Genomic DNA, 25,095 nt, shown 5'->3' with positions numbered 1-25,095 from the left:
GATGATTTGATTTTTCTATGGAAGAAACATTTTCTCTCCTTGACATCATGCGTAAAACAAAAAGCAAAACGGCCCGACGATCCGCGAGGGAATGTCGAGCCGCCTCATTATTTCAGCGTGGCTTTATAGGAGAAGTTGTCAAAGGTCGTCAATTTATCCGGGAAGTCGGCATTGGCATCACGATTGAGATACAGACCCAACTTCGTGCCGGAAAGATTTTGCCCCTCTTGGGAATAGACGAAAGAATCGTTTACGTAAAGCGAGTAATCGTTGCCGTTTACTTTGATTTTCAGCTTCGCCGCTTTTTGCTGTTTCAATGGTACTTTTGCGATCGAGGTCATGTCTTTTTTGCTGGTGTCTGTCATGCGTTTTACATAGAGAGCATCTTTGTCAAGGAAAACCACCGTCGCTTGCTTGTCGGTTCCATTGAAAAATAAACCACCCAACCCGCGACCGTTTTGCGTCAGATCGACTTGCAGCTCGTAGCTGCTCGTTTTGGCCTCGCTCCAGTTCAGAGGGAGCAAGTAGTGGTACAGTTTTTCGTTTTCCGAGAAAGCCGTTACTCTTTGGCCGCTGACGACCCAGGAGCCGGTTTGATGGTCGGTATCCCATTTTTGCAATTTTTCGTCAGTAAACGAATCGCTGATGGAAATGGTTTTCGGTTCTTCCGGTTTTGGCTGCGTTGGTTCTGCAGGGAAGACGATCTTGGTTTCATCCAGTTTTTCTTTTGCGCGATACAGCAGTGTCGCTGCTTCCGCACGCGTGATTGCAGCTTGCGGACGGAATGTCTGGTCGTTAAAGCCTTTAATCAGATCCGTATCGACGGCGATGGCAATGTAAGGGCGCAATTCCTTGGAGATGTCCGATTTGTCACGGAAACGGTCGATTGCGCTCGTGCTGGACGATTTGGATTGATCATAGCCCATCAATCGCACCAATGCGACAGCGATGTCCTCTCGCACGGCGTTTTCATTTGGCTTATAATAGTAGCGTTTGCCTGATTTGTAGCCGGTCAAGTAATTTTTCGCCCGCTCGACATAAAGGAAAGCCCAGTTGTCGCGACCGACGTCTTCAAAGGTTTGGGTTACGTTTCGAGCCGAACCGAGGTCGATCCCCGATGCGGCGATCATGATTTTGGCGAATTCGGCGCGGCTGATCCGGTTATCCGGTCGAAAGCTTCCGTCGTTGTAACCGCTGATGATCCCTTCTTCCGCCATTTTCGTGATCGCTTCATACGCCCAGTGGCTGCGAGGAACATCCCAGAAGGTCGTCGTGGCTGCATGTGCAAATGGAATCGCAGTGACAAACAACATCATTGTCAGCAGCATCGCCATCCATTTTTTCATTTGAATGCCTCCTATTATTTTCTATTTGATTGCGTTCACACCTTCTGACGAGGGGAAGGTAAAAAAGGTTTCAAAGAAATTTCCAAAAAATAAGCGCTTGCCAAAAAAGAGGCAGGGTTGATCCGGCTGGAATTCCCGGTAAATGATTTTTTGTCGTGTAAGAATTTATAAGTGCTCGCGCTTATAAATTCTGGAGCGGAAGACGGAGTACCTCAGCGTTACTTCCAGCATAAGCATCGGTAAAAACTTCCATTGCCCGAAGGAACTGCTTCTCGAAAGGACTTCTGAAAGATGTTTTTCTTATTCATGCCAAGCTATGCTATAATATCGTGATGGAATCAATATTCCATCTTAACTCGACGCTTATTAATCAACAGAGGTGAATAGATTCATGACAGGTAAAAATGAGGCGACACCGGACTTAAAATCCGGCAAGTCTGCGAAAACAGCGGAAGACTATGCGAAATACTTTCAGCCCCCCAGTCTGAAGGATGCCAAAAAACGGGGGAAAGAGGACATTCAGGTCCATTACGATTTCGGGATTCCGGAGGAAATGCGTGAAATCGGGAAGGGCAAGCATTATTTGATCCGCACGTACGGCTGTCAAATGAATGAGCACGATACCGAAACGATTGCCGGAATTCTCGAGCAGATGGGCTATGAAGCGACGGAGGAATACCAGGAGGCGGACGTCATCCTGTTCAATACTTGTGCGATCCGCGAAAATGCGGAAGATAAGGTATTTGGCGAATTGGGCCACATGAAAGTGCTCAAGCGCAACAACCCGAACGTGATCCTCGGCGTCTGCGGCTGCATGTCGCAAGAAGAGAGCGTCGTGAACAAGATCATGTCCAAGCATGCGCACGTCGACCTGATCTTCGGTACGCACAACATCCACAGGCTGCCTGTACTTTTGCGCGATGCCATGTTCCAAAAAGAGATGGTCATCGAGGTATGGTCCAAAGAGGGCGACATCATCGAGAACATGCCGAAAGTGCGTGAAGACAAAACCAAGGCATGGGTCAACATCATGTACGGCTGCGACAAATTTTGTACGTACTGCATCGTACCGTACACGCGCGGAAAAGAGCGGAGCCGCCGGCCGGAGGATGTCATCGCAGAGGTGCGCGATCTGGCGCGCCAAGGCTTTAAGGAAATCATGCTGCTGGGCCAAAACGTCAACGCGTACGGGAAAGATTTCGAGGACATCCAGTATGGATTCGGGGACTTGCTGGACGAAATCCGTCTGATCGATATTCCGCGCATTCGCTTTACGACGAGCCATCCGCGCGATTTTGATGATCATTTGATCGAAGTGTTGGCGAAAGGCGGCAATCTGGTGGAGCAGATTCACCTGCCATTCCAATCGGGAAGCACGGAAGTCCTGAAGAAGATGGCCCGCAAGTATACGCGCGAACAGTATCTGGAGCTGGTACGTAAAATTAAAGCGGCCATCCCGAACGCTACGCTTTCCACGGATATTATCGTCGGCTTCCCGGGGGAAACCGAGGAGCAGTTCGAGGAAACGCTTTCCTTAGTGAGTGAGGTCGGCTTCGATTCCGCCTATACGTTCATGTATTCCCCGCGTGAAGGCACACCAGCTGCCGCCATGGAAGATACCGTTCCGGAAGAAGTCAAGAAAAGCCGACTGCATCGATTAATGGAAGTGCAGCAAAAGAGCAGCCTGGAAAAAAATCTGGCGATGCTCGGCCAGACGGTGGAGCTGTTGGTGGAAGGGGAGAGCAAGAACAACCCTGAAGTGCTATCCGGCCGCACAAGAGGCGGAAAGCTCGTACATTTCAACGGCGACAAATCTTTGATCGGCACGTTTGTTCATGTAACAATCACAGATGCGAAAACATTCACCCTCTATGGGGAGATCGTAGCGAAAGTCGAGGTATGATGGCAATGGACAGCACAAAACTCTACACGCAAAAGGAAATTTTGGATAAAGCGCGCGAACTGGCGACGATGATGGCGCGGACCAAGGAAGTGGATTTCTACAAGCGGGCAGAAGCGCAAATCAAGCTGAACGAGCGTGTGCAGGATTTGATCCAGGAGCTGAAGCAAAAGCAGAAGCAAGTGGTCATGTTTGAATCCATGAATAAAAAGGAACTGGTTCAAAAGCTGGAAGCCGAATTGGATCAGCTGCATGAACAGCTCGACGAGATTCCGGTTGTTGCGGAGTTCAAACAGTCGCAGGTTGACGTGAACGATTTGCTGCAAATGGTGACCAATGTCATCACGAATGCTGTTTCCGAGCGCATCATTCTGGATACCGGCGGCGACCCGCTGAAAGGCGAGACCGGCAGCCCATCGGTTGCAAAAGGCCATGGCGACGGCTGCTGCTCCCACTAGGCGACAGGCGGCTGGCCTGAAAAAAATGGATTGATTCCCTGGACGTTTGCACCCTAGACGGATGACCTGCATACAAATGTACAGAAACATTGTATGGAGGAGGAAACAACATGTCGGGTACAGATAAAGACCTGCAATGCCGGGAGTTAATTGCTAAAGCAGTCGTTGGCAAAGGACATAAATTTTCCCAACAAACGTACACGATCACACCGAATCATGCACCGTCAACCATTCTTGGGTGCTGGATCATCAACACCACCTTTCAAGCGGCCAAATCGGGCGATGCGGTAGATGTCACGGGTTCCTTTGACGTCAACCTGTGGTACTCTTATGCCAACAACACGCAGACGGAAGTGACCAAACAGACGGTGAACTTCTCCGTGAGGGTGCCATTGTCATTCTATGACACCAACACCCGCGGTGATCTGGAAGTTGTGGCTCGCGCTGTCGAACAGCCAAAATGCGTCAAAGCGGAGCTGGGCAGCGGTGGAACCGTTCAAGTGAGAGTAGAGAGCGAATTTGCTGTTGAAATCATCGGGGAGACAAAAGTTTGCGTGGTCGTTTGCAACAGCTGCGATGATAAGGATTTTGGCATGAGCACCGAGTATGACGAGACAAGTGATGATGAATTCGACGATTTTGAATCGGCAGGACTGCTGGATGACTTAGATTAACAAGAGGAGACGGGATTCTCCTCTTTTTTTATTCACCGTTCCGCATACACGGTTTTCTGGGCGCGGGAATATGCTATTTCACCACAAAAATGGAGGGGACGGTAATGGATTACACGCAAGCATCGCCTTCATTCGATCGGCTTCCCGGCTCGCTTTTGCCGATGAATCGGCCGGAAGCCATTGCACGGTGTCAGCATCTTCCCACGTTGCGCCAAATCTTGCGGATGAACGGCATTCCCGTATTACGCGAGCAAGATCGGAGCGGATCGATGCCGATGCGGCGCTATCGCATGCTCGTGCACCAATTCCGCGTGGTCAAAGTGTGGATGGCGGAAGGAAAGACCGTCTGGCTCGATACGGTGTCGGCGCTCCCGCAGTCATTGCGCTTTGAGGAGGTTCCTGACCATCAAGACAACATGGAGATCAAAAAAATCGAACCGATGGCCATCCGCAGCATTTATGCGACAGGATTGGATGTCGGCATCGTGGAAATTGCAGCCATGTCTGAATTTCGCCAAGCGGTCATTACGATTCGGGTCGATGATGCGTCGATCGAGCCGTGCATGACTTTGATTCGCAAGCTTCAGGAGGAATGGGAAGAACAGCAGCTGGAAGCGCTGCTCCGGCAAAACGAGGTGGTTCTTGGCGCCGATCCGGAGTTCGCGCTGCGCGATCCGTCGGGGCAGATGGCTTTTGCTTCCCGCTATGTCGGACGCAGCGGCGCGATCGGCTACGATGCTGTTCGCTTTCGGGAAAAACCGTCCGCGCTCCTTCATCCGCTGGTCGAGTTACGGCCGAAGCCGTCTGCTGATCCCAATGAGCTTTTCGTCGAGATGTACCGCGCAATGCGGTTTGCAGCGACCAAAAAAATCGCGCCGGAGCTGGAATGGATCGCCGGCGGGATGCCGTTTGACGGTTATCCAATCGGCGGTCATATCCATTTCAGCGGAATTGCGCTGAACGCTGCACTTGTCCGCAAGCTGGATACGTATTTGACTCTTCCGTTGATGTTGCTAGAAGATGAAGGATGCCAAAGGAGAAGGCCGCGCTACGGCTTTTTCGGCGATGTGCGCGAAAAAAGCTACGGGGGCTTTGAGTATCGTACGCTGCCAAGCTGGCTCGTCACACCGCGTATTGCCAAAGGCATTCTCGCATTGGCGAAAGTCGTCGCCACCCATCACCGGGAACTCAGACAAGACCCGTTGCGGCGAATTTTGGTGCAGTCCGCTTACTATCAGGGGGACAAAGCGATCATCCGCCCGATCGTGCGGGGCTTGTGGCGGGAATTGTCGCTTCTTTCTACCTATCACGTCTACCGGCAATCGTTGGACCCGTTTTTTGCGGAGGCGATGTCGGCAGCCGCCTGGCCTGCGGATGAAGATTTCCGGCCTGCATGGAAGCTCACAGTCCCATCCACTACCGATGATGAGGATGCGATAGCTGTGATATAATGAATGTCGAGATTTTAAAGAAGCAGGAGACGAATAAACCTATGGCTCAGTATACACCGATGATCCAACAGTACCTTGCGATCAAACGAGAGTATTCCAATGCTTTCCTCTTTTTTCGCCTAGGCGACTTTTATGAATTGTTTTTTGAAGATGCGATCAAAGCGTCCCGTGAACTGGAAATTACCTTGACCGGAAGAGAAGGGGGCGGAGAAGAGCGCATCCCGATGTGCGGCGTGCCGCATCACTCGGCAGAAGCGTATATCGCGCAATTGCTGCAAAAAGGCTACAAGGTGGCGATATGCGAGCAGGTGGAGGACCCGAAGGAAGCCAAAGGTGTCGTTCGGCGCGAAGTGACAAGGGTCATTACGCCGGGTACCATGATGGAAGGCAAATGGCTGTCCGAAAAGGAAAACAACTACATAGCTGCGATTGTGGCTACCGGCCAGAGCGGATCGATCGCGGCCTGCGACCTGTCGACAGGTGAAATGCATGTCACCTCGCTTAGCGGAAGCCTGGATGCAGTGGTGGATGAAGCGCTGCAATACCGGCCGAAAGAACTGGTCCTCTCGGGTGTCGAGCCGTCGATCTTGCCGGCAGTGAACGCGCCGGTCAACGTGCTGGCGCAGGAGCAGGTGGACAGCGGGGCGGCGGAGCGCCAGTATGGCCCGGCTGCTTTGGAGCTTGCGGCGGAGCAGCAGCTGGCGGTCAGCGCCTTGCTTACCTACATCGGCACGACGCAGAAACGCAGCCTCGCCCATTTGCGGGCGCTGCGCGTGTATGAAGCGCGCCAGTTTTTGCAGCTTGATCCGTTTTCTCGACGCAATCTGGAGCTGACCGAAACGATCCGGGACAAAGCGAAGCACGGCTCACTCCTCTGGCTGCTCGACCGGACGGAGACTGCGATGGGCGGACGGTTGCTGCGACGCTGGCTTGAGCGCCCGCTTTACACGCACAGCGAGATCGAGTACCGCCTCAATGCGGTGGAGCAGCTCAAAGCGGATATGCTGCTGCGCTCCGATCTGCGCACCCTGTTGGACCAAGTGTACGATTTGGAGCGGCTGATCGGCCGGACGGCGTACGGGAATGCCAATGCCCGGGATCTTGTGCAGCTGCGCCATTCCCTTGCTGCAATCCCGAATTTGAAAGCGGCTTTGCATGCAAGCGGCTCCGCGATTTTATCCGCGATTGCCGATGAGATGGACGAGTGTGCCGATATTAAAGACTTGCTGGAACGAGCGCTTGTCGACGATCCGCCGATCTCGGTGCGGGACGGCGGCATGCTGAAGACCGGGTACGACGATTATTTGGACAAGCTGCACATTGCCAGCCGGGAAGGCAAGCACTGGATCGCCCAGCTGGAGCAAGCAGAGCGGGAAGCGACCGGCATCCGTTCGCTGAAAGTCGGCTTCAACAAAGTATTCGGCTACTATTTGGAAGTGTCGAGAGCCAACCTGGCGTCGGTGCCGCTCGACCGTTATGAGCGCAAGCAAACGCTGACCAATGCCGAGCGCTATATTACGCCGGAGCTGAAAGAAAAAGAAGCGCTAATTTTGGAAGCGGAAGAAAAAATGATCGAGCTGGAATACCAGCTTTTTACCGAAATCCGCACGGAAGTAGCCAAGCATGTGACACGCATTCAAGCATTGGCAGAGCGCGTCGCTACCATCGACGTGCTGCAATCATTCGCGACGGTGAGCGATGAGCGTGGATTCACGCGGCCGCACATCGTCACGACGGGTGAATGCGTCATTACGGACGGTCGCCACCCGGTGGTGGAAGCGGTGCTCAACTCGGAAAAGTACGTGGCGAACGATGCCCATCTCGATCAGCAAGGACGGCAGATTTTGCTGATCACCGGACCAAACATGGCGGGGAAAAGCACGTACATGCGGCAGATCGCCTTAATGTTCGTCATTGCCCAGGTCGGCTGCTTTGTTCCTGCGTCGTATGCCAAGCTGACGCTGGTCGACCAGATTTTTACCCGTATCGGCGCTGCGGACGATTTGGTGGGCGGCCACAGTACGTTCATGGTTGAGATGCTGGAAACCAAAAACGCGCTGCAAAAAGCGACCGCGAACAGCCTGATTTTGCTGGATGAGATCGGACGCGGCACATCGACGTATGACGGGATGGCCTTGGCGCAAGCCGTTATTGAATATATCCATGAGGAAATCGGGGCGAAGACGCTTTTTTCCACGCACTATCACGAACTCACACGCTTGGAAGAGATGCTTCCGCGCGTCGTAAATGTGAATGCCCGCTGCGAGGAGCGGGGAGGAAAGCTGCTGTTCCTGCACCGGATCGAGCCGGGCCGAGCGGACAAAAGCTATGGCATCCATGTGGCCGAGCTGGCAGCATTGCCGGATAAGGTGATTTCGCGGGCGCGCCAAATTTTGCATGAGCTGGAGAATGAAAAGCCGACAGCTCCGGCAGCGGAACAAATTTCGTTTGACTCGCTGTGGACGGCGCCGCAGATTGTGGCTGAACGTGAAGTGGCACAAGTACCTGCAGCGCAATCTGCGCCGCTCGCGACCGAACAGCAACCAATCAAGGAGCAAGCGGCGGCCGCAGCGATGCAGGCGGCACCGGAACCACAGCCGCAAGCAAAAGAGGAACCTGCGTTGACAGCGGATCAGCTGCTGGCGATGGAACTGCTGCAGGAGCTGCGCAAGGTGGACGCCAATCAGCTGACGCCATTGGCGGCGCTGATGCAGGTGTATGATTGGCAAAAACGGATGAAACAGTAAGGGGTGCGACATGGGACGGATTCGTGTGCTGGATGAGCATCTATCCAACATGATTGCTGCCGGAGAAGTGGTGGAACGCCCGGCCTCCGTAGTAAAAGAGCTGATTGAAAACGCCGTGGACGCTGAGGCAAAGCGGATCGAGATTCACATCAAAGAGGGCGGACTGGACCTGATTCGCATCGTCGACGACGGGGTCGGGATGGACCGCGAAGATTGCGAGCGGGCTTTCGAGCGTCATGCCACCAGCAAAATCAAGACGACGCGCGATTTGTTTTCCATCCACACGCTTGGATTTCGGGGGGAGGCGCTGCCCAGTATCGCCTCCGTCTCCAAGACCGAGCTGTTGAGTTCGCAAGCGAGCGGACAAGTAGGGACGCGCGTGCTCATTGAAGCCGGGCAAGTGAAGGAACTGAGCGATGCTGCAACCGTCAAAGGGACGGATATCCAGGTGCGCGAGCTTTTTTTCAATACGCCTGCGCGTTTGAAATACATGAAGTCGATTTCCACCGAGGTCGGCCATATTTCCGACTATGTGAATCGCTTGGCGCTCACGTATCCCGGCATCGCATTTCACTATACACACAATGACAAGACGATCCTGCAAACGTCGGGTGACGGCAAACTGCTGCACGTCATCGCCGCGATTTATGGCGTGCAGGCTGCCAAGCTGATGCTGCCGATCGAAGGCGAGACACTGGATTTCCGCTGGTCGGGCTTCATCTCCAAAACCGAGCTGACGCGTGCCAACCGCAGTTATTTGACCACGCTGATCAATGGCCGCTATATCCGCAATTTTGCCCTGACGAACGCGATTATGCGCGGGTATCATACGCTGCTGCCGATCGGTCGCTTTCCGGTCGTCTGTCTGTCCATCGAGATGGACCCGACGCTGGTCGATGTGAATGTGCATCCTGCCAAGCTGGAGGCCCGCTTCAGCAAGGAGGACGAACTGGTCGCGGCAATGGAAGCGTCTGTAAAAGGTGCGCTGCGCAAAGGCTTGACGATTCCGCAGCCGCTTGCGACGCAGCGGACGACAGCACAAGCGGGGCCGAAAGTTGTGCAGCCTGCGTTTGAACTGCCGATCAGCCGGGAAGGCAACTTGTTGGGAAGTCGGCAGGAGCAGAACCGGTACCAATCAGAAATACGCTATGAACGACCGCAGCAGCCGGAAGCGCGTGTGCGCGAGCAGCTGCCGCGGGTTGACAAGCCGCTGCCACAACAAGATCAGTTTGAAAGCCCATCTGTCGATACAACTTTTTCTTTGGAAAAGGTAGCTGCACAGACCGACACGCTGCAGCCTGAACAGGTGGAGGAGACGCAAAGTGTGCAGCCTACTTCTTTTGAAGCAGGTAGTACGGAACAGCAAGTGCCAGCTGGTTCTGCGCCTGGGAATGAACGGATTGAACGGATTCAGGTGCGAAATCTGAACGTTGCAGCGGTGCAGACGAATCAGTCCCAGAGGACGGAAAATGCAGTGGGCGGCGAGCAAAGAGAGGCTCATTCGGATGATTCGTCTCGAACCGATGAGCCGCTGAGTGAACTGATGCCAACCGATGCGTCTGAATCGACACATGTGCCAGCCGATGGCGAAGCGCATCCAGCCGTTCCGCCGATGTTTCCTGTCGGTCAGGTGCATGGGACGTATATCGTGGCGCAAAACGAAAACGGGATGTACTTGATCGACCAGCATGCGGCACAAGAGCGAATTTTTTACGAGTATTTCATGGAAAAGCTGAAATCGGAGAGCGTCGCCAGCCAAATGATGCTGTTTCCGCATACGATCGAGTGCACGTCACAAGAGACCGAGCGCCTGAAGGCTCGACTTGAGACGCTGATTTCGCTTGGGCTGGAAATTGAATGGTTCGGGAATCGGACGTTCATCGTCCGCGCGCATCCGCACTGGTTCCCGGAAGGAAGCGAGCTTGAGGTCATCGATGAGTTGGTGCAGGTTGTGCTGGAAGCAGGCGAAAAAGGCGGGTTCGACGTGCGCGGGATGCGGGAGAAAGCGGCGATCATGATGTCTTGCAAGGCTTCGATCAAAGCGAATCGCTATCTTACCCAGCAGGAGATGGAAGCGCTGCTGGAACGATTGCGGCTCACGACCAGCCCATTCACCTGCCCGCATGGCAGGCCGATCATCATTCATTTTTCGTCATACGAATTGGAAAAGCTGTTTAAGCGGGTCATGTAAACACGTTTGAACGCATGAAAAAATGCGTAAAGCCGGTATCTGCATCGGTTTTACGCATTTTTTTTGAAGTTTGGCAAAAACATTCACGATACTTCCAACGAATAAAAACAGTCGGTAACCATTTTTCCATTGATTTCCGTCGAATCCGGCACGATTTTATCCAGTTTCATTCCAACCTTTTCCAACACCCGGCGTGAAGCTGCATGCTCCTCCGAACAGACCGCCGTAAATTTTTTGAAGCCATACGTCTTTGTGGCAAAATCGATCATGTGTTTGACTGCTTCAGTCGCGTAGCCCTTGCCTTTGTATGCATCCAGAAAGATAAAGCCGATTTCCGCAGTGAGTATTTCTCGGTTACGGGTACACATACTGATGAAACCGACGTCGTTTCCGGAAGCATTTTCGCGGATGATCCAGGTGAGCCAATGGGTGGATGCAAGACTCCATGGCGCGAGTTCTTTTTCAAAATGTAGGCGGATTGCTTCCTCAGTCATCGTGGCACCGATGTGTTGCATGAGCGTCTGATTGGAATAGATGGAGCGGACCAGTTCCCAATCGTGTTCGGCCAGTTTCGTAAAAGTCAGGCGCTCGCTATAAATTTGATTCGGCATGAATTTCTCCTTTGGAAAGAGATTGTGCCCAGATGGGTTCGTTACGTAAGGATCGCAATGCGGGTCATCTTGGCCTCATTAAAAAAATAATACCGAAAAACAGGATGGAACTTCCACATGATTTTTATAGATGCGCAAGGAAGTCTTCTCCGATTTGAGGGAGATAATAAGCATGGGGGTGAAGGAAGCATGTCACTTGGCAACGAAGAGAAAAATGAAAAACAAGAGATGGGCTATAACGGAAGCAACATGCACGGGTATTCGTTGACAAAAAAAGAACACAAGCTGGATCAATTCGCGGGAAGCGGCACCGTTTCAAGCGAAAAGCAGGGTGAGCGAACCAATGAATTGGGATAAGGAATGGAGAAGCAAAAAACCTTCCTCATGACGACAGGGGAAGGTTTTTTGCAGCTATAGACACTGGAGGTAAAGGCTGCTGTTTTCTCTGTTTCGCACGAATTGACGAAACCAACGCAATCCGTTATGATAGATGTATGCGTATGCATGTAATTTTTTGCCCAAGTAAATGTATGTGCATGCATTTAATGTGTGCGATGACCGTTTGATAGAAAAAGGAGAGATTTCCATGCTGGATTTATTCACCCCGTATCGCCTGAAAGGATTGGAACTGAAAAACCGCGTCGTAATGCCGCCGATGTGCCAATACTCCGTAACGGCGAAGGACGGGATCGCGAATGATTGGCATTACACCCACTATGTAAGCCGCGCCATCGGAGGTGCAGGGCTGATCATCATCGAGATGACCGATGTCGAGCCGGACGGCCGCATCAGTGATTATGATTTGGGACTGTGGTCAGACGAGCACATTCCGGCCTTGGCACGTATCGTCGAAGCTTGCCATCGCCATGGCGCGAAAGTGGGCATCCAGATTGCCCATGCAGGTCGCAAAGCAGAAGATGCGGCTGTGCCGGTAGCACCATCTGCCGTGCCGTTTGACGAAAAATCGAAGACGCCTCGCGCGCTGACGACAGAAGAAGTTAACGAGATGGTGGAAAAATTCCGCAATGCGGTGCGCCGCGCGGTACAGGCGGGCGTGGATACGATTGAGCTTCATGGCGCACATGGCTATTTGATCCATCAATTCCATTCCCCGTTAACGAACAAGCGTGACGATGAGTACGGAAAAGATTTGACCAAATTCGGTGTGGACGTCATCCGTGCAGCAAAAAGTGAAATGCCTGCCGATATGCCGCTGATCATGCGCATTTCTGCCAGGGAGTATGTGGAGGGTGGCTACGGCATTGAAGAGAGTGTAGCGTTCAGCAAAGTCTACAAGGCGGCCGGTGTCGATATGTTCCATGTGAGCGCAGGTGGAGAAGGGCCGATTGCGGCGGCTGGCCGACCAGGCACGCATGTCGCGTATCAAGTTCCATTGGCGCGAGAAATCAAGCAGCAGCTCGATGTGCCTGTCATCGCCGTAGGCAGACTGGATGAACCAGGCCTCGCCAATGCCGTGATTGGCAACGAAGACGCCGACCTCGTGGCAGTCGGTCGCGCGATGCTCAAAAACCCGTACTGGACGCTGAATGCCGCCGCAGAACTTAATAAAGAAACGGCAATTCCGAAGCAGTACCAGTTCGGGTTTCCGAAAAAATAAAGGATGAGGAGAGGCCCGTGGGAACGGGTTTTTCTTTTTTGCACCGCATTCATCGCCGATGCAAAAACTCGTGTATAGGCGATGCAGATGGTATAATCAACCCAATAGTGTTGTGCGACATGATGTACTTTCGCTTTTACTTATCATGAAGGGAACTTGGCACGATGGGGATCGATCTGAATCATGACTTGATAAACAGTTGGTTTTCCTTGACCAACATCCAAATAAGCGTGGCGAATCAATTGGAGCAAGCCTTGCAAGAACAGCACGGCCTGGCATTGAAAGAATTTTATATGCTGTTGTTTTTATCGCAAGCGCCTGAAAAAAAGCTGAAGCTACAGCAGCTCGAGTCGATGGTCGGCTTAAGCCAAAGCGCGATGTCACGGCTTGTTGCCCGTTTTGAACACAGAGGCTGTGGCGCGTTGCGCAGATACGCCTGCGAAGAAGACCGGCGAAGCGTCTATACAGCCCTGACAGACATTGGGCAGGTAAAGATCGACAATGCCTACAGCACATTCACGACGGTGCTGGCGGAGGCTTTGCCTGTGAACGAACTGCAATCCTTACTTCAAGCGTTGCTGCAACACAAGCGTGAGTAACCATGTCCCCCGCCGGTCCGACATAAAAGCCCTCATGGCTCATGCGGGCTTTTTGCGACATTCGCAATCGATTTGCTCCAATACGAACGTTCTTGAGAAAACAAAGAGCCTTCACAAAAGACGAAGGCTCGAGGGCGGTTAGATCAAAATATTGGTTTGACCTTTTGGATTGGAACCGTATTGGTTGTCAGGATGGCTATCTTGGCACAAGAAGACAAGCAAAATGATGGTTCCGATCACAGGGATAAACGAGATGAGCAGCCACCAGCCGCTGCGGCCCGTGTCGTGCAATCTGCGAACACCAACGCCGAGCGATGGCAGCAGAATGATGAGGGTGTAAATCGTCGAAAGGATTTGGGGAAGACCGATCAGGTTCTCAATGATTGAGAGTACAATGGAAATGATTGCGCTGATCAGGAAGAACATCCAATATTCTTTACGACGAGCCCTCCCTTGAAAAACTGCGTACTGCTTTAATACCTTTACATACCATTCCACGTAAAACGCACCTCCATGTTTTTTGAACACTATCTATCCTATCACAAAAAATTGGAAAAATGATCTAACTTTAGTTATATTTTCTGATTTCATTCGACAAGATAAATACATCCAAAGTATGGGAATCGACAGCTTTTTACGCTGGGAACAATGGAAAACTAGGTCGAGGCCGCGATGCCGTCCGCTTCCTCGGAAGGTGAGACCAGCCCTTTTTTCTCCCATGCCCTGCTGCGCCAACGGAAAAACATGATGATGCCGCGCGTCCATTCATCACAAGCGATGGCCAGCCAAATGCCGGGCAGTCCAAGTTCGAAATGAAAGGCGAGCACGTAGCCGAGCGGCAAGCTCATTCCGACCATCGATAACAATCCCATATAGACCGGAAATTTGGCATCGCCGGCTGCGCGCAGGGAGCTGATCAGTATCAGGTTGAAAACGCGCCCTGTTTCCAAGAGGATGCTCAGCAAGATCACTTGCGAGCCTAATCGGATGATTTCCGGATCGGTGGTGAAAATACGGATGAGCTGCTCCCGGAACAAGATCGCGATGACATTGACGATCACTGTGAGTACCAGACCCCAGCGCAGGCTGCTCCAAACCCGCTTGTATGCTTCCTCCAGCCGCCCGGCACCCACCAGGCGGCCCGTAATGATCGATGTCCCCATTCCGATCGCCAGACTGAACATATAGATGAACATGGAAATATTCATGGCATATTGGCGCGAGGCCAGCGATTCGGCGCCCAAAAATGTCACATAGTAAAGGAAAACGGACTGGCAGGCGCTGTAGGTGATTTGCTCAAATGCGGATGGAATGCCAATTCGCAAAATTTTGCCGACATGTTCTTTGCCAATGAAAACGTAATCGCGCTTTTCCATTTTGACTTCCATCACCCGGTACAGCATCCACAAAAACACAAGCATGGCCACGCCGCGGCTGATGACGGTGGAAATCGCCGCCCCTGTGACGCCCAGCTCGGGAAAACCGAAATGGCCAAAAATCAGCAAATAATTTCCGACGATGTGGATAAGATTCATCCCGAATGAGACATACATGCTTTCTTTGGTAAAGCCATACGTGCGGATGAGGCTTGCCAACGTATTGATGAGCGCTTGCAAAAACAGACCGCCGCCAACGACAAGCAAATAATGCTGCGCATAGTCGAACAGGTCGCCATGCAGATTGACCGCCTGCAGCAACGCTCTGCCGAACAAGACGAAGGCAGCGCTGATCAAAAGACCGATGGCCAGGTTCAGGGTCAAGGCGACAGCCGATATTTTTGCGGCCTCCCGCCACTTTTTGGAACCGATGTATTGAGCGACGACGATGGAAGCGCCGTTTCCGATCACTTCCAGAACGAGGACCGCGATGAAAATATATTGGTTTGCGACGCCGATGGCCGACACGGCACGGTCAGACACGCCGCTCAGCATGAACGTATCAGCGCTGCCCATCAAAGTGAACAAGAGCAGCTCCAAAAAAATCGGCCAGGTCAGCTTTGCCAAATGATACGATTGCTGATCGTTTTGTTTTTGTATGGGGGAGTCTTCCATTTCAGTACCTCCGTATGCAGTCTGCGAATGAACATTGTGTATCGTAGCACAGTTTTCATGAATTTTCATTTACAAATCGTTAATGAAGTTGCAGAATCAAACAGAGTGGTCAATTTTACTTCGCCTGTATAAATTGTGTAAAATAATGTTGGTCATTCGTTTGCCTATGCAAGGAAAACAGGCGTAGACCGTTTGATTTTTGAGTAAGCGAGTGATGGTGCAGTGATAATCACAACAGGGCTTGAGCCGAACGAAACGACGATGGCCCATGCAATTGAATTGGCTGAGAGCTTCGCCTTGCCGCTCGTCTTGCGGCGAGAGGCATCAATCCAACAGCTGCGCAGGCAGCATCAGGACGATGCGGTCCTGGTGGTCTCTGCCAAAGGAGCGCGACTCGAAATTCCCGATCAACCTGCTTTCTTTTTTCATCCGAACAATTCGGCTTTTCGTATAAAGCGTTTGGAGCGCGGCGATACTGATACTATGCTCTCTGTCTGCCAAATTCAACCAGGAGACGAAGTGCTTGACGCAACGCTCGGGTTGGGGGCGGATGCCATTGTCTTTGCGTATGCTGCCGGCGAGAACGGTCGAGTGGCAGGAATCGAATCGCAGACAATCATCGCCAAATTGGTGGAAGACGGAATGAAGCGTTGGCGAAACGGCTCCGACGCGCTGGAGAGTGCGATGCGCCGGGTTGAAGTCATCGCGGGACATCATTTGGACGTCATGCGCAGCATGGAGGACAAGTCGTTTGATGTGGTGTACTTTGATCCGATGTTCGAGACGACGGTGGAGGCATCGGCGGGGATCGGCGGCGTGCGAGTTTTTGCAAATGCTGAAACGATTTCGGCGGAAGCGGTGCAGGAAGCGTTGCGCGTAGCGAGGCGCAGAGTCGTGCTGAAAGAAGTCAGCGAGGGAAGGCTTCATGAACGATTCGGTTTCACCCCGTATCGGAAGCGTGAGCGCCAAGCCGTTTACAGCTTTAGAGAGATAGGCGGAGGGGAGTGAACATGGCACAAAAGGAAAAACTGGTTGTGATCGTAGGACCTACAGCCGTCGGAAAAACGGAACTAAGCTTGAAGCTGGCTGGTGCGTTTGACGGAGAGATTCTTTCGGGCGATTCGATGCAGGTATACCGTGGGATGGATATTGGTACGGCCAAAGCATCGCCGGAGGAGCGGGCTATGGTGCCGCATCACCTGATCGATATTGTAGAGCCAGATGAAGAGTATTCGGTTGCCATCTTCCAGACGATGGCACGTCGATTGATAAGCGAGATCAATCAAAGAGGGCATATTCCTTTCATTGTCGGGGGAACTGGCCTGTACATACAATCTGTGACACATGCGTATGAATTCGCCGATACGGCGCAGGATGTGGAACTGCGCGAAAGGCTGCAGCGCTACGCCGAGCTGGAAGGCGTCGATGCCTTGCACCAAAGGCTCGCTGCGATCGACCCGATCACCGCAGCGCGTCTGCACCCCAATGATGTGAAGCGGGTCATTCGGGCCATCGAGATTTATGAAGTGACCGGCAGCCGAATGGCTGATTACCAGCATCGCGAGGAGCAGTCCGGTTATGATGTCATGATCATCGGGCTCACGATGGACCGCGCGCTTCTTTATGAACGGATCAATCACCGAGTCGATTTGATGATGGAGGCGGGCTTGGTGGAGGAAGTGCGAGAATTGCTGGATCGCGGCTTCGATCCAAACAGTGCTGCCATGCAGGGCCTTGGCTATAAAGAATTGGTGCCCTATCTGTACGGTGAAATCACGCTGGAAAAAGCGATCAACGACATTAAACAGCGGACCCGCCATTTTGCCAAACGCCAGCTCTCCTGGTTCCGAAGAATGCCGGAGATTCAATGGTTTGACGTGACCGAACCCGGTAGCCGGGAAGCGGCTTTCGCAACAATTAGCCAGACGCTGGCAGGAAAGTTTTCCCGTACGCCGAATATATAATTTACAAGTCCTTGTAGGAGGTAGTTTTCATGAAACAGACAATCAACATTCAAGATACGTTTTTGAACCAATTGCGCAAAGAAAATATTGCAGTGACCATCTATCTGGTAAACGGATTCCAATTACGCGGCTATATTAAAGCGTTTGACAATTTTACAATCGTGATCGATAGTGAAGGTAAGCAACAGCTTGTATATAAGCATGCGATTTCCACATTCACGCCGCAGCGCCCGGTTTCCTTGATGTCGCAAGAGAACAACCAGGCGTAACGATTGGAAAAGCTGTCCGTCAGACGGGCGGCTTTTTTTGTTCCCATCGGAATCTTTCCGGTTTCGGGAAATTTTTCCTTGGGCATGCGTATACTTGAGGTAGATCAACCCCATCCCGCTCCAGCTCACAATGGATGTGCGGGGCCATCAGGAGAGGGCAGGTGAACCAGGTGAAACCACAACCGTATGCACCCAGCAATCCCGCGGCAAAAACGACGGAATCTTCCTCCCACCGCATACAAGTCGTCATTAATCAGCCGCCGCAAAAGGCAAAAGAACCGCAGACGATGGCGGAAAATGTGCGCATTACGGCAAACGCAGGCCTCGCAAACGTGTTTGATGAATTGGAGAGGCTGATCGGCTTGCAGGAAGCCAAACGAACGATGTACGAAATTTATGCGCTCCTGCGGATGAATCAGGAGCGGGAAAAGCATAAGCTTCGCATTGAAAAGCAAGTGTACCATATGGTGTTTAAAGGCAACCCGGGAACAGGCAAAACGACGGTCGCAAGGATCGTCGGCAAAATATGCAAAGAGATGGGCATATTGAGTAAAGGACATCTGATAGAGGTGGAGCGTGCGGACCTGGTTGGGGAGTTCATCGGCCATACCGCACAGAAAACAAGGGATTTGATCAAAAAGGCAATGGGCGGCATCCTGTTCATCGATGAGGCGTATTCGCTTGCGCGCGGCGGCGAAAAAGATTTTGGCAAGGAAGCCATCGATTGCTTGACGAAAGCGATGGAAGACCAGAAAACGGAGTTCATCTGCATTTTGGCGGGCTATACCGACGAAATGGAAGAGTTTTTGCAAATCAATCCCGGCCTTCCGTCCCGTTTTCCGATCCAGATCCATTTTCATGATTATAACGTCGACGACCTCATGCGCATTTCCGATCTCATCATCACCGAGAAAGAGTACGCATTGTCCGAGGCCGCTCGTGACAAGCTGCGCCACCAGCTGATCCGGGTCAAAAATGATCCGTTCCTGTTCAATTTCAGCAATGCCCGCTATGTCCGCAACATGCTGGAGCAAGCGATCCGGACGCATGCAGTCCGGATGGTCAAGGTACACGAGCCAACCGTCGAGCAATTGATGACGATAAAGGCGGAGGACCTCGTTTTTTGACGGGACACGGGCATTGCTCCCGGCGTTTACGTAAGATTTGCCAAGTATGGTATGATAACCTGAGAGGGGAAGTGAATAAATGAATCTTGGCCAGATGAAAACGAGGGAGACCGCTATCCTTGTCGGTTGTCTGCTCGATACACGCGATAAAGAACGGATGCGCCTCTCACTCGAAGAGCTGAAAGACTTGGCGGAGACGGCAGGCGTACAAGTGGTTGACATCGTAACGCAAAACCGCGACCGGGTTGATGCCGCCTGGTATTTAGGCTCAGGCAAAATGGTGGAAATCGCCCAGCGAGCCGAAGAACTGGATATTGACCTGGTTATTTTCAACGACGAGCTGTCACCAAGCCAGAATCGGAATCTGGAAAAAGTCTTCGACTGCAAAGTAATCGACCGCACACAGTTGATCCTCGATATTTTTGCGCTGCGCGCCCAGTCCTCCGAGGGGAAAATCCAGGTGGAGCTGGCGCAGTACAATTACTTGCTGCCACGGCTGGCCGGACAGGGGAAAAACCTGTCCCGTCTCGGCGGCGGGATCGGTACGCGCGGTCCCGGCGAATCCAAGCTGGAGTCGGATAGGCGCCATATTCGCAGACGGATCGGCGAACTGAAAGACCGGCTCAATGAAGTGGTTCGTACACGCCATCTGCACCGTGAGCGCCGCAAAAAAAACCAGGTGTACCAAATCGCGTTGGTCGGCTATACCAATGCGGGCAAGTCAACGCTTTTGAACCGCCTGACGAACGCCGGCACGCTGGAGGAGGACAAGCTGTTCGCTACGCTTGATCCGACCACCCGTCAGCTTCAACTGCCAAACGGTCTGGAAGTGTTAGTGACGGATACGGTCGGTTTTATTCAAGATTTGCCGACGGCACTGGTGGCCGCCTTCCGTTCGACATTGGAAGGCGTCAAGGAAGCGGACTTTATTTTGCATGTGGTGGATAGCCATCATCCCGACCTCGCCATCCACATGGAAGTGGTCGAAAAAGTGATGCGCGAGCTGGATGCAGAAGACATCCCGCAGCTGGTCGTGTTCAATAAGCGCGACCTGATCGGTCCGGATCACTATTTGCCGAAAGTGGAACGCTCTGTATTAATCTCGGCGAACGATGAAAACGATTTGGCAAAACTGCGCAAACAGATTGAAGAGCAGGTGCTCGCATCGTATCAGTCGCTGACGCTCAACGTGCCAGCGGATCGGGGGGACATTCTCTCGCTTTTGCATCGGGCGGGCGTTGATATGGAGCAAGCTTTTGACGAGGCAGAGGATGCGTATCGCATCCAGGTACGCCTGAACCGGGATAACCCGATCTACGGCAAAATCGCTGAATTCGTGAATGAACCAACTGGACAACAGATAGCAACCGCAGAATGAGGAGAAAGGTGAGTCAGTTACAATGTATGAATTATTTACGCACGGGGCGCAATTGAAGCCGATCGTGGAAGAAGTCGAGGCGATGATCGCCAAGCGTCATCAGGAAATCAATCAAATGGTCGACTTCAACCAGCTGAAGGTGCTGCGCTCGTACCAAAAGCATGCCGTCAACGAATTTCATTTCGCACCGTCAACCGGATACGGCTATGACGATACCGGCCGTTCGACGCTGGAATCCATCTATGCGGATGTTTTCGGCGGAGAGGCGGCGCTCGTCCGCCCGCAAATCGTGTCCGGCACGCATGCAATCGCAATCACGCTTTTTGGCATGCTGCGCCCTGGCGATGAACTGATCTATATGACCGGCAAACCGTACGATACGCTTGAAGAAGTGGTCGGCGTTCGCGGAGAAAACCAAGGCTCCTTAAAAGAGTTCGGCATCGATTATCAAGCGGTGCCGCTCTTGGCAAACGGTGATGTCGACTTCGATGGCGTCGCGAACGCGATCTCGCCGAAAACGAAAGTAATCGGCATCCAGCGCTCCCGCGGCTATGCGGACCGCCCGTCGTTTACGATTGCCAAGATCAAGGAAATGGTGTCGTTCATTAAAGAAATCAACCCGAATCTGATCGTATTCGTCGATAACTGCTACGGCGAATTCACGGAAGACAAAGAACCGCTCCAAGTAGGCGCCGACATTATGGCTGGCTCCCTGATCAAAAATCCGGGCGGCGGCCTGGCGAAAACAGGCGGCTACATTTGCGGCCGCGCTGACCTCGTCCGTCTCGCGTCCTACCGCATGGCAGCGCCGGGGATCGGTGCGGAAGGCGGGGCGACGCTTTATTCGCTGCACGAGATGTACCAAGGCTTTTTCCTTGCACCGCACGTCGTCGGCGAAGCGGTTAAGGGAGCGGTGTTCTCGTCCGGCATGCTTGAGCGCCTCGGCTTTAAGACCAACCCGCTGTGGCACCAGCCGCGCACGGATTTGATCCAATCGATCGAGTTCGGCACGGCCGAGCGCCTCATCGCGTTTTGCCAAGGCATTCAGAAGGCGTCACCAGTCGATGCCCATGTCACTCCGTATCCGAGCGAAATGCCGGGCTATGCCGACCCCGTCATCATGGCGGCGGGCAGCTTCGTGCAGGGCGCAACGATGGAGCTGTCTGCAGACGGTCCGATCCGTCCGCCGTACATGGGCTTTGTACAGGGCGGTTTGACCTACTCGCATGTAAAAGTGGGTGTATTGACTGCGTTGGATGGTTTGCTGGCGCAAGGGCTGTTGGATTTGAAATAAGGATGCAAGAATGGGAAAGCCGGTTTCTCCTAGCAGGGAAGACCGGCTTTTTTCGAGCGAATCGATCATGTTGGTCGTACCAAACACTTGCGTTTGACTAATTCGTGTCAATTTTTCTAACAGTGATTGACAGATAAGGCTGACGCGAATACAATAGGGGTATGAATCGGTTTACGAGAGGAGGAGACTCATATGAGTGATACGATCCGTAGAAATATGGCGCTCTTTCCGATTGGCATCGTGATGAAGTTAACCGAACTCACTGCTCGACAGATTCGATACTACGAACAGAATGGCTTGATCCAACCAGCACGTACCGAAGGCAAACAACGTCTTTTTTCCTTTAACGACGTTGATCAGCTGCTTGAAATCAAGGCACTGATCGAAAAAGGCCTGAATATCGCTGGCATTAAACAGGTCCTGCTAATCCAGAAACCGCCTGTAGAGAAAACGGTTATTACGGAAAAATCCGAGGCAAAACGGAAGGAAATGTCCGACAAAGAATTGCGTCAGCTGTTGAAAACGCAAATCATGAATCCGTCCCGCCTAAATGACACATCTTTAATCCGTGGGGAGCTTTCGCGGTTCTTCCACTAAGATAACATAAGCACTAGGAGGAGAGAAAAAGAATGGGCAAGTATACAAAAGAAGATATTTTGCGCTTGGCAAAAGAAGAAAATGTGAAGTACATTCGTTTGCAATTCACCGATTTGATGGGGATTATCAAAAACGTGGAAATCCCATTGTCCCAACTGCCAAAAGCGCTGGATAACAAAATGATGTTCGACGGTTCTTCCATCGAAGGTTTCGTTCGCATCGAAGAATCCGATATGTATCTTGCTCCAGATCTTGATACGTGGGTTGTGTTCCCATGGGGAACCGAATCCGGCAAAGTGGCTCGTCTGATCTGTGACATCAACAATCCAGACGGCACACCATTTGAAGGCGACCCGCGCCAAATCCTCAAAAAAGTGCTGAAAGAAGCGAATGACATGGGCTTCACTTCTTTCAACGTTGGACCGGAGCCAGAATTCTTCCTGTTCAAAATGAATGAAAAAGGTGAACCAACACTCGACTTTAACGACCAAGGTGGTTATTTCGACTTCGCTCCGCTTGATTTGGGCGAAAACTGCCGCCGCGACATCGTACTGGCCCTCGAGCAAATGGGTCTGGAGATTGAAGCGTCCCACCATGAAGTGGCACCTGGTCAACACGAAATCGACTTCAAATATGCGGATGCGGTACAAGCTGCTGACCAAATCCTCACCTTTAAACTGGTCGTGAAAACGATCGCTCGCCAACATGGTCTGCATGCGACATTCATGCCAAAACCAATGTACGGCGTAGCAGGTTCCGGTATGCACGCGAACCAATCCCTCTTCCGTGGCAAAGAAAACGCGTTCTACGATGAGAAAGACGAATTGGGCTTGAGTGAGACAGCGCGTCACTATCTCGCAGGGATCCTGGCACACGCTCGCGGTTTCGCAGCGATCACCAACCCATTGGTTAACTCCTACAAGCGCTTGGTTCCAGGCTATGAAGCACCTTGCTATGTAGCATGGTCCGCGAAAAACCGTTCGCCATTGGTGCGCATTCCTGCAGCACGCGGCCTGTCCACTCGTATCGAAGTGCGCAACCCGGACCCAGCTGCAAACCCATACCTGGCATTGGCAGTTTTGCTGAAAGCCGGTTTGGACGGAATCAAAAACAAAATCGAGCTGCCACCATCCGTAGACCGCAACATCTACGTGATGTCCGATGCCGAGCGCGAAGAAAGAGGCATCGAAAACTTGCCAGCGTCCTTGAAAGAAGCGGTTGACTGCCTGAAAAAGGACCCAGTCATCTGCGAAGCGCTGGGCGAGCATGCACTGCTGCACTTTGTCGAAGCAAAAGAAATCGAATGGGATATTTTCCGCACGCGTGTCCACGATTGGGAGCGCGAGCAATACATGAACATTTATTAATCAGCGAGACCCCTTGTGCCATCTGGTGCGAGGGGTTTTGTTTTTGCGCTGCATGGATGGCTATGATAAACTTGATTCCATTATTTGCTTTGAGCGATGGGGCGGGACGGTGCGCCCGTTACTCTTGCATAAAGTAGCCAAAGGAGCGGTACATATGGCACGAGTATTATTTATTAATGGTGGCTCAGAGGGACATGTCAACCCAACAATTGGAGTGGTGCAAGAACTGATCGCGCGTGGAGAAGAAGTCGTGTACGTCACAATCGAAGATTTTCGCGAGCGTATGGAGCAGACGGGAGCGACTGTACGAACGTTTGACGGTCAAAATTTTATCAAAGCGTTTCTTTCAGGTGGAAGAAATTATTTGCTTGAAAGAATCAACGGTCTTTTGCATACGGCAGATGTCGTCATACCAAGCGTTCTGGACCAGATAAAAGGGGAGCATTTTGACTACATCATTCATGATTCCATGTTTGGCTGTGGACGGATACTGGCCCAGATCCTGAAGCTTCCTGCTATTAGTTCTTGTACTTCGTTTGCGCAGTCAAAAGAGTCATTCGATAAAATGCTGGAACAGCTCACTGAAAAAATTCCTGGTGATCTCTTGAAACCAATTCAAGCTGACTATCAAAACCTGACGAAAATGGTGAAGGAAAAATATGAGGTGGAGATCCAGTCTCCATATGAAGTTTTTTGTAATCCTGCACCGCTAACGATCGTGTATATAACAAGGGAGTTTCAACCTTATGGAGAAGCATTTGACCCAACATACAAATTTGTCGGTCCATCCATCTCTTCACGATTCACGCAGGAAGCGTTCGACCTTTCTGCAATCAAGGGAAAAAGCCCCATTTACATCTCACTGGGAACGATCGTAAACCAATCGATTGATTTCTATCAGCTTTGTTTTCAGGCATTTGAGGACACAGCACATACGATTCTCATGTCGATTGGAAATAAAGTTCAAATTTCTGATTTGGGGGATATTCCTGCAAACTTCATTGTAAAAAGGTATGTTCCACAACCGGAAGTATTAAAACAGGCGAAATTATTTATTACGCATGGCGGAATGAACAGCACCAATGAAGGGCTCTATTTCGGAGTTCCGCTCGTTGTACTCCCACAAAGCGCGGACCAGCCAGTTATTGCCGAGAGGGTTGCCAAGATCGGAGCAGGCCTTTCATTGCAAATGCAAAGCTTGACTGCAAGTCAACTGCGTGAAACCGCAGAACATGTGCTGCAAGACCCTTCTTTCAAAGAAGCTGCTGCAAGGATCGGGGAATCCTTCCAGCGATCAGGTGGGTATCGCAAAGCTGTTGATGAAATTTTTGAATGGAAAAGCCAGCATCATATCGGCGATTGACAGAAGCCCTATGTCTTTTTTTGTAACCGAACGATCATTGATTCGTACATACTAGTACGAGTAACGCCGAGTGGTTGGTGCATGGAGGAG

General features: G+C 51.8%; 22 protein-coding genes. 18 read left to right on the top strand and 4 right to left on the bottom strand.

From position 1 onward, the window contains the following. Positions 1–107: 107 nt before the first annotated feature. Positions 108–1,346: an S-layer homology domain-containing protein gene (locus ACTID9_RS16620; protein ID WP_441065706.1), complete on the bottom strand. Its 1,239-nt coding sequence runs from the start codon at positions 1,344–1,346 to the stop codon at positions 108–110. Between the two features lie 391 nt (positions 1,347–1,737). Between ACTID9_RS16620 and miaB the strand changes: the two genes are divergently transcribed. The 6 genes from miaB to mutL all read left to right on the top strand — a co-directional run bounded on the left by miaB (position 1,738) and on the right by mutL (position 10,767). Then, positions 1,738–3,249, top strand: coding sequence for a tRNA (N6-isopentenyl adenosine(37)-C2)-methylthiotransferase MiaB (gene miaB / locus ACTID9_RS16615; protein ID WP_441065704.1), 1,512 nt, complete (start codon positions 1,738–1,740; stop codon positions 3,247–3,249). 5 nt (positions 3,250–3,254) lie between these two features. Next, the gene (locus ACTID9_RS16610; RefSeq protein ID WP_441065702.1) at positions 3,255–3,704 is read left to right on the top strand and encodes a RicAFT regulatory complex protein RicA family protein; all 450 of its coding nucleotides are present in this window, start codon (positions 3,255–3,257) and stop codon (positions 3,702–3,704) included. 110 nt (positions 3,705–3,814) lie between these two features. Continuing rightward, positions 3,815–4,378, top strand: coding sequence for an outer spore coat protein CotE (gene cotE, locus ACTID9_RS16605; RefSeq protein ID WP_441065700.1), 564 nt, complete (start codon positions 3,815–3,817; stop codon positions 4,376–4,378). Positions 4,379–4,482: 104 nt separating this feature from the next. Beyond that, complete coding sequence (locus ACTID9_RS16600; protein WP_441065698.1) at positions 4,483–5,829, top strand: putative amidoligase domain-containing protein; 1,347 nt, start codon at positions 4,483–4,485, stop codon at positions 5,827–5,829. Between the two features lie 41 nt (positions 5,830–5,870). After that, positions 5,871–8,576 carry a DNA mismatch repair protein MutS gene (mutS, locus tag ACTID9_RS16595; RefSeq protein WP_441065696.1) on the top strand — a complete coding sequence of 902 codons (2,706 nt, stop codon included), beginning with the start codon at positions 5,871–5,873 and terminating at the stop codon, positions 8,574–8,576. Between the two features lie 10 nt (positions 8,577–8,586). Then, positions 8,587–10,767 carry a DNA mismatch repair endonuclease MutL gene (gene mutL / locus ACTID9_RS16590; protein WP_441065694.1) on the top strand — a complete coding sequence of 727 codons (2,181 nt, stop codon included), beginning with the start codon at positions 8,587–8,589 and terminating at the stop codon, positions 10,765–10,767. A gap of 83 nt (positions 10,768–10,850) precedes the next feature. Here the strand turns inward: mutL and ACTID9_RS16585 are convergent, their stop codons facing one another. Continuing rightward, a complete protein-coding gene (locus ACTID9_RS16585; protein WP_441065692.1) occupies positions 10,851–11,378 on the bottom strand; it encodes a GNAT family N-acetyltransferase in 528 nt (175 codons plus the stop codon). A gap of 189 nt (positions 11,379–11,567) precedes the next feature. On the opposite strand from ACTID9_RS16585, the gene ACTID9_RS16580 reads away from it, so the two are divergent. From ACTID9_RS16580 to ACTID9_RS16570, 3 genes are all read left to right on the top strand, one after another. Continuing rightward, positions 11,568–11,735 carry a hypothetical protein gene (locus tag ACTID9_RS16580; RefSeq protein WP_441065690.1) on the top strand — a complete coding sequence of 56 codons (168 nt, stop codon included), beginning with the start codon at positions 11,568–11,570 and terminating at the stop codon, positions 11,733–11,735. 229 nt (positions 11,736–11,964) lie between these two features. Further along, complete coding sequence (locus tag ACTID9_RS16575) at positions 11,965–12,996, top strand: NADH:flavin oxidoreductase/NADH oxidase (protein ID WP_441065688.1); 1,032 nt, start codon at positions 11,965–11,967, stop codon at positions 12,994–12,996. Between the two features lie 164 nt (positions 12,997–13,160). After that, the gene (locus ACTID9_RS16570; protein WP_441065686.1) at positions 13,161–13,595 is read left to right on the top strand and encodes a MarR family winged helix-turn-helix transcriptional regulator; all 435 of its coding nucleotides are present in this window, start codon (positions 13,161–13,163) and stop codon (positions 13,593–13,595) included. A 138-nt stretch (positions 13,596–13,733) separates the two neighbouring features. On the opposite strand, the gene ACTID9_RS16565 is transcribed toward ACTID9_RS16570, so the two are convergent. Both ACTID9_RS16565 and ACTID9_RS16560 read right to left on the bottom strand, forming a co-directional pair. Further along, positions 13,734–14,093, bottom strand: a complete 360-nt coding sequence (locus ACTID9_RS16565; protein WP_441065684.1) for a DUF805 domain-containing protein — start codon at positions 14,091–14,093, stop codon at positions 13,734–13,736. 158 nt (positions 14,094–14,251) lie between these two features. Beyond that, positions 14,252–15,646 (bottom strand): MATE family efflux transporter, encoded by a 1,395-nt coding sequence (locus ACTID9_RS16560; protein ID WP_441065682.1) that lies wholly within the window; start codon positions 15,644–15,646, stop codon positions 14,252–14,254. A gap of 222 nt (positions 15,647–15,868) precedes the next feature. Between ACTID9_RS16560 and ACTID9_RS16555 the strand changes: the two genes are divergently transcribed. The 9 genes from ACTID9_RS16555 to ACTID9_RS16515 all read left to right on the top strand — a co-directional run bounded on the left by ACTID9_RS16555 (position 15,869) and on the right by ACTID9_RS16515 (position 25,005). After that, positions 15,869–16,654: a class I SAM-dependent methyltransferase gene (locus ACTID9_RS16555; RefSeq protein WP_441065680.1), complete on the top strand. Its 786-nt coding sequence runs from the start codon at positions 15,869–15,871 to the stop codon at positions 16,652–16,654. Positions 16,655–16,656: 2 nt separating this feature from the next. Next, positions 16,657–17,610, top strand: coding sequence for a tRNA (adenosine(37)-N6)-dimethylallyltransferase MiaA (gene miaA / locus ACTID9_RS16550; protein WP_441065678.1), 954 nt, complete (start codon positions 16,657–16,659; stop codon positions 17,608–17,610). A 29-nt stretch (positions 17,611–17,639) separates the two neighbouring features. After that, positions 17,640–17,879 (top strand): RNA chaperone Hfq, encoded by a 240-nt coding sequence (gene hfq / locus ACTID9_RS16545; protein ID WP_122916418.1) that lies wholly within the window; start codon positions 17,640–17,642, stop codon positions 17,877–17,879. 170 nt (positions 17,880–18,049) lie between these two features. Further along, on the top strand, positions 18,050–19,006 hold the full coding sequence (locus tag ACTID9_RS16540; RefSeq protein ID WP_441072623.1) for an AAA family ATPase: 957 nt from the start codon (positions 18,050–18,052) through the stop codon (positions 19,004–19,006). Between the two features lie 79 nt (positions 19,007–19,085). After that, positions 19,086–20,384, top strand: coding sequence for a GTPase HflX (gene hflX / locus ACTID9_RS16535; protein ID WP_441065676.1), 1,299 nt, complete (start codon positions 19,086–19,088; stop codon positions 20,382–20,384). Positions 20,385–20,406: 22 nt separating this feature from the next. After that, positions 20,407–21,678 carry an aminotransferase class I/II-fold pyridoxal phosphate-dependent enzyme gene (locus ACTID9_RS16530; protein ID WP_441065674.1) on the top strand — a complete coding sequence of 424 codons (1,272 nt, stop codon included), beginning with the start codon at positions 20,407–20,409 and terminating at the stop codon, positions 21,676–21,678. Between the two features lie 192 nt (positions 21,679–21,870). Then, complete coding sequence (locus ACTID9_RS16525; RefSeq protein ID WP_441065672.1) at positions 21,871–22,275, top strand: MerR family transcriptional regulator; 405 nt, start codon at positions 21,871–21,873, stop codon at positions 22,273–22,275. Between the two features lie 32 nt (positions 22,276–22,307). Beyond that, positions 22,308–23,642: a type I glutamate--ammonia ligase gene (gene glnA, locus ACTID9_RS16520; RefSeq protein WP_441065670.1), complete on the top strand. Its 1,335-nt coding sequence runs from the start codon at positions 22,308–22,310 to the stop codon at positions 23,640–23,642. Positions 23,643–23,796: 154 nt separating this feature from the next. After that, on the top strand, positions 23,797–25,005 hold the full coding sequence (locus ACTID9_RS16515; protein WP_441065668.1) for a macrolide family glycosyltransferase: 1,209 nt from the start codon (positions 23,797–23,799) through the stop codon (positions 25,003–25,005). Positions 25,006–25,095: the final 90 nt, after the last annotated feature.

This window comes from Brevibacillus fluminis (genome assembly GCF_052072235.1).
Classification (GTDB): Bacteria; Bacillota; Bacilli; order Brevibacillales; family Brevibacillaceae; genus Brevibacillus_D; species Brevibacillus_D fluminis_A.
Note: the sequence above shows the minus strand (reverse complement) of the source record. Positions and strands in the feature narration are given on the sequence as shown.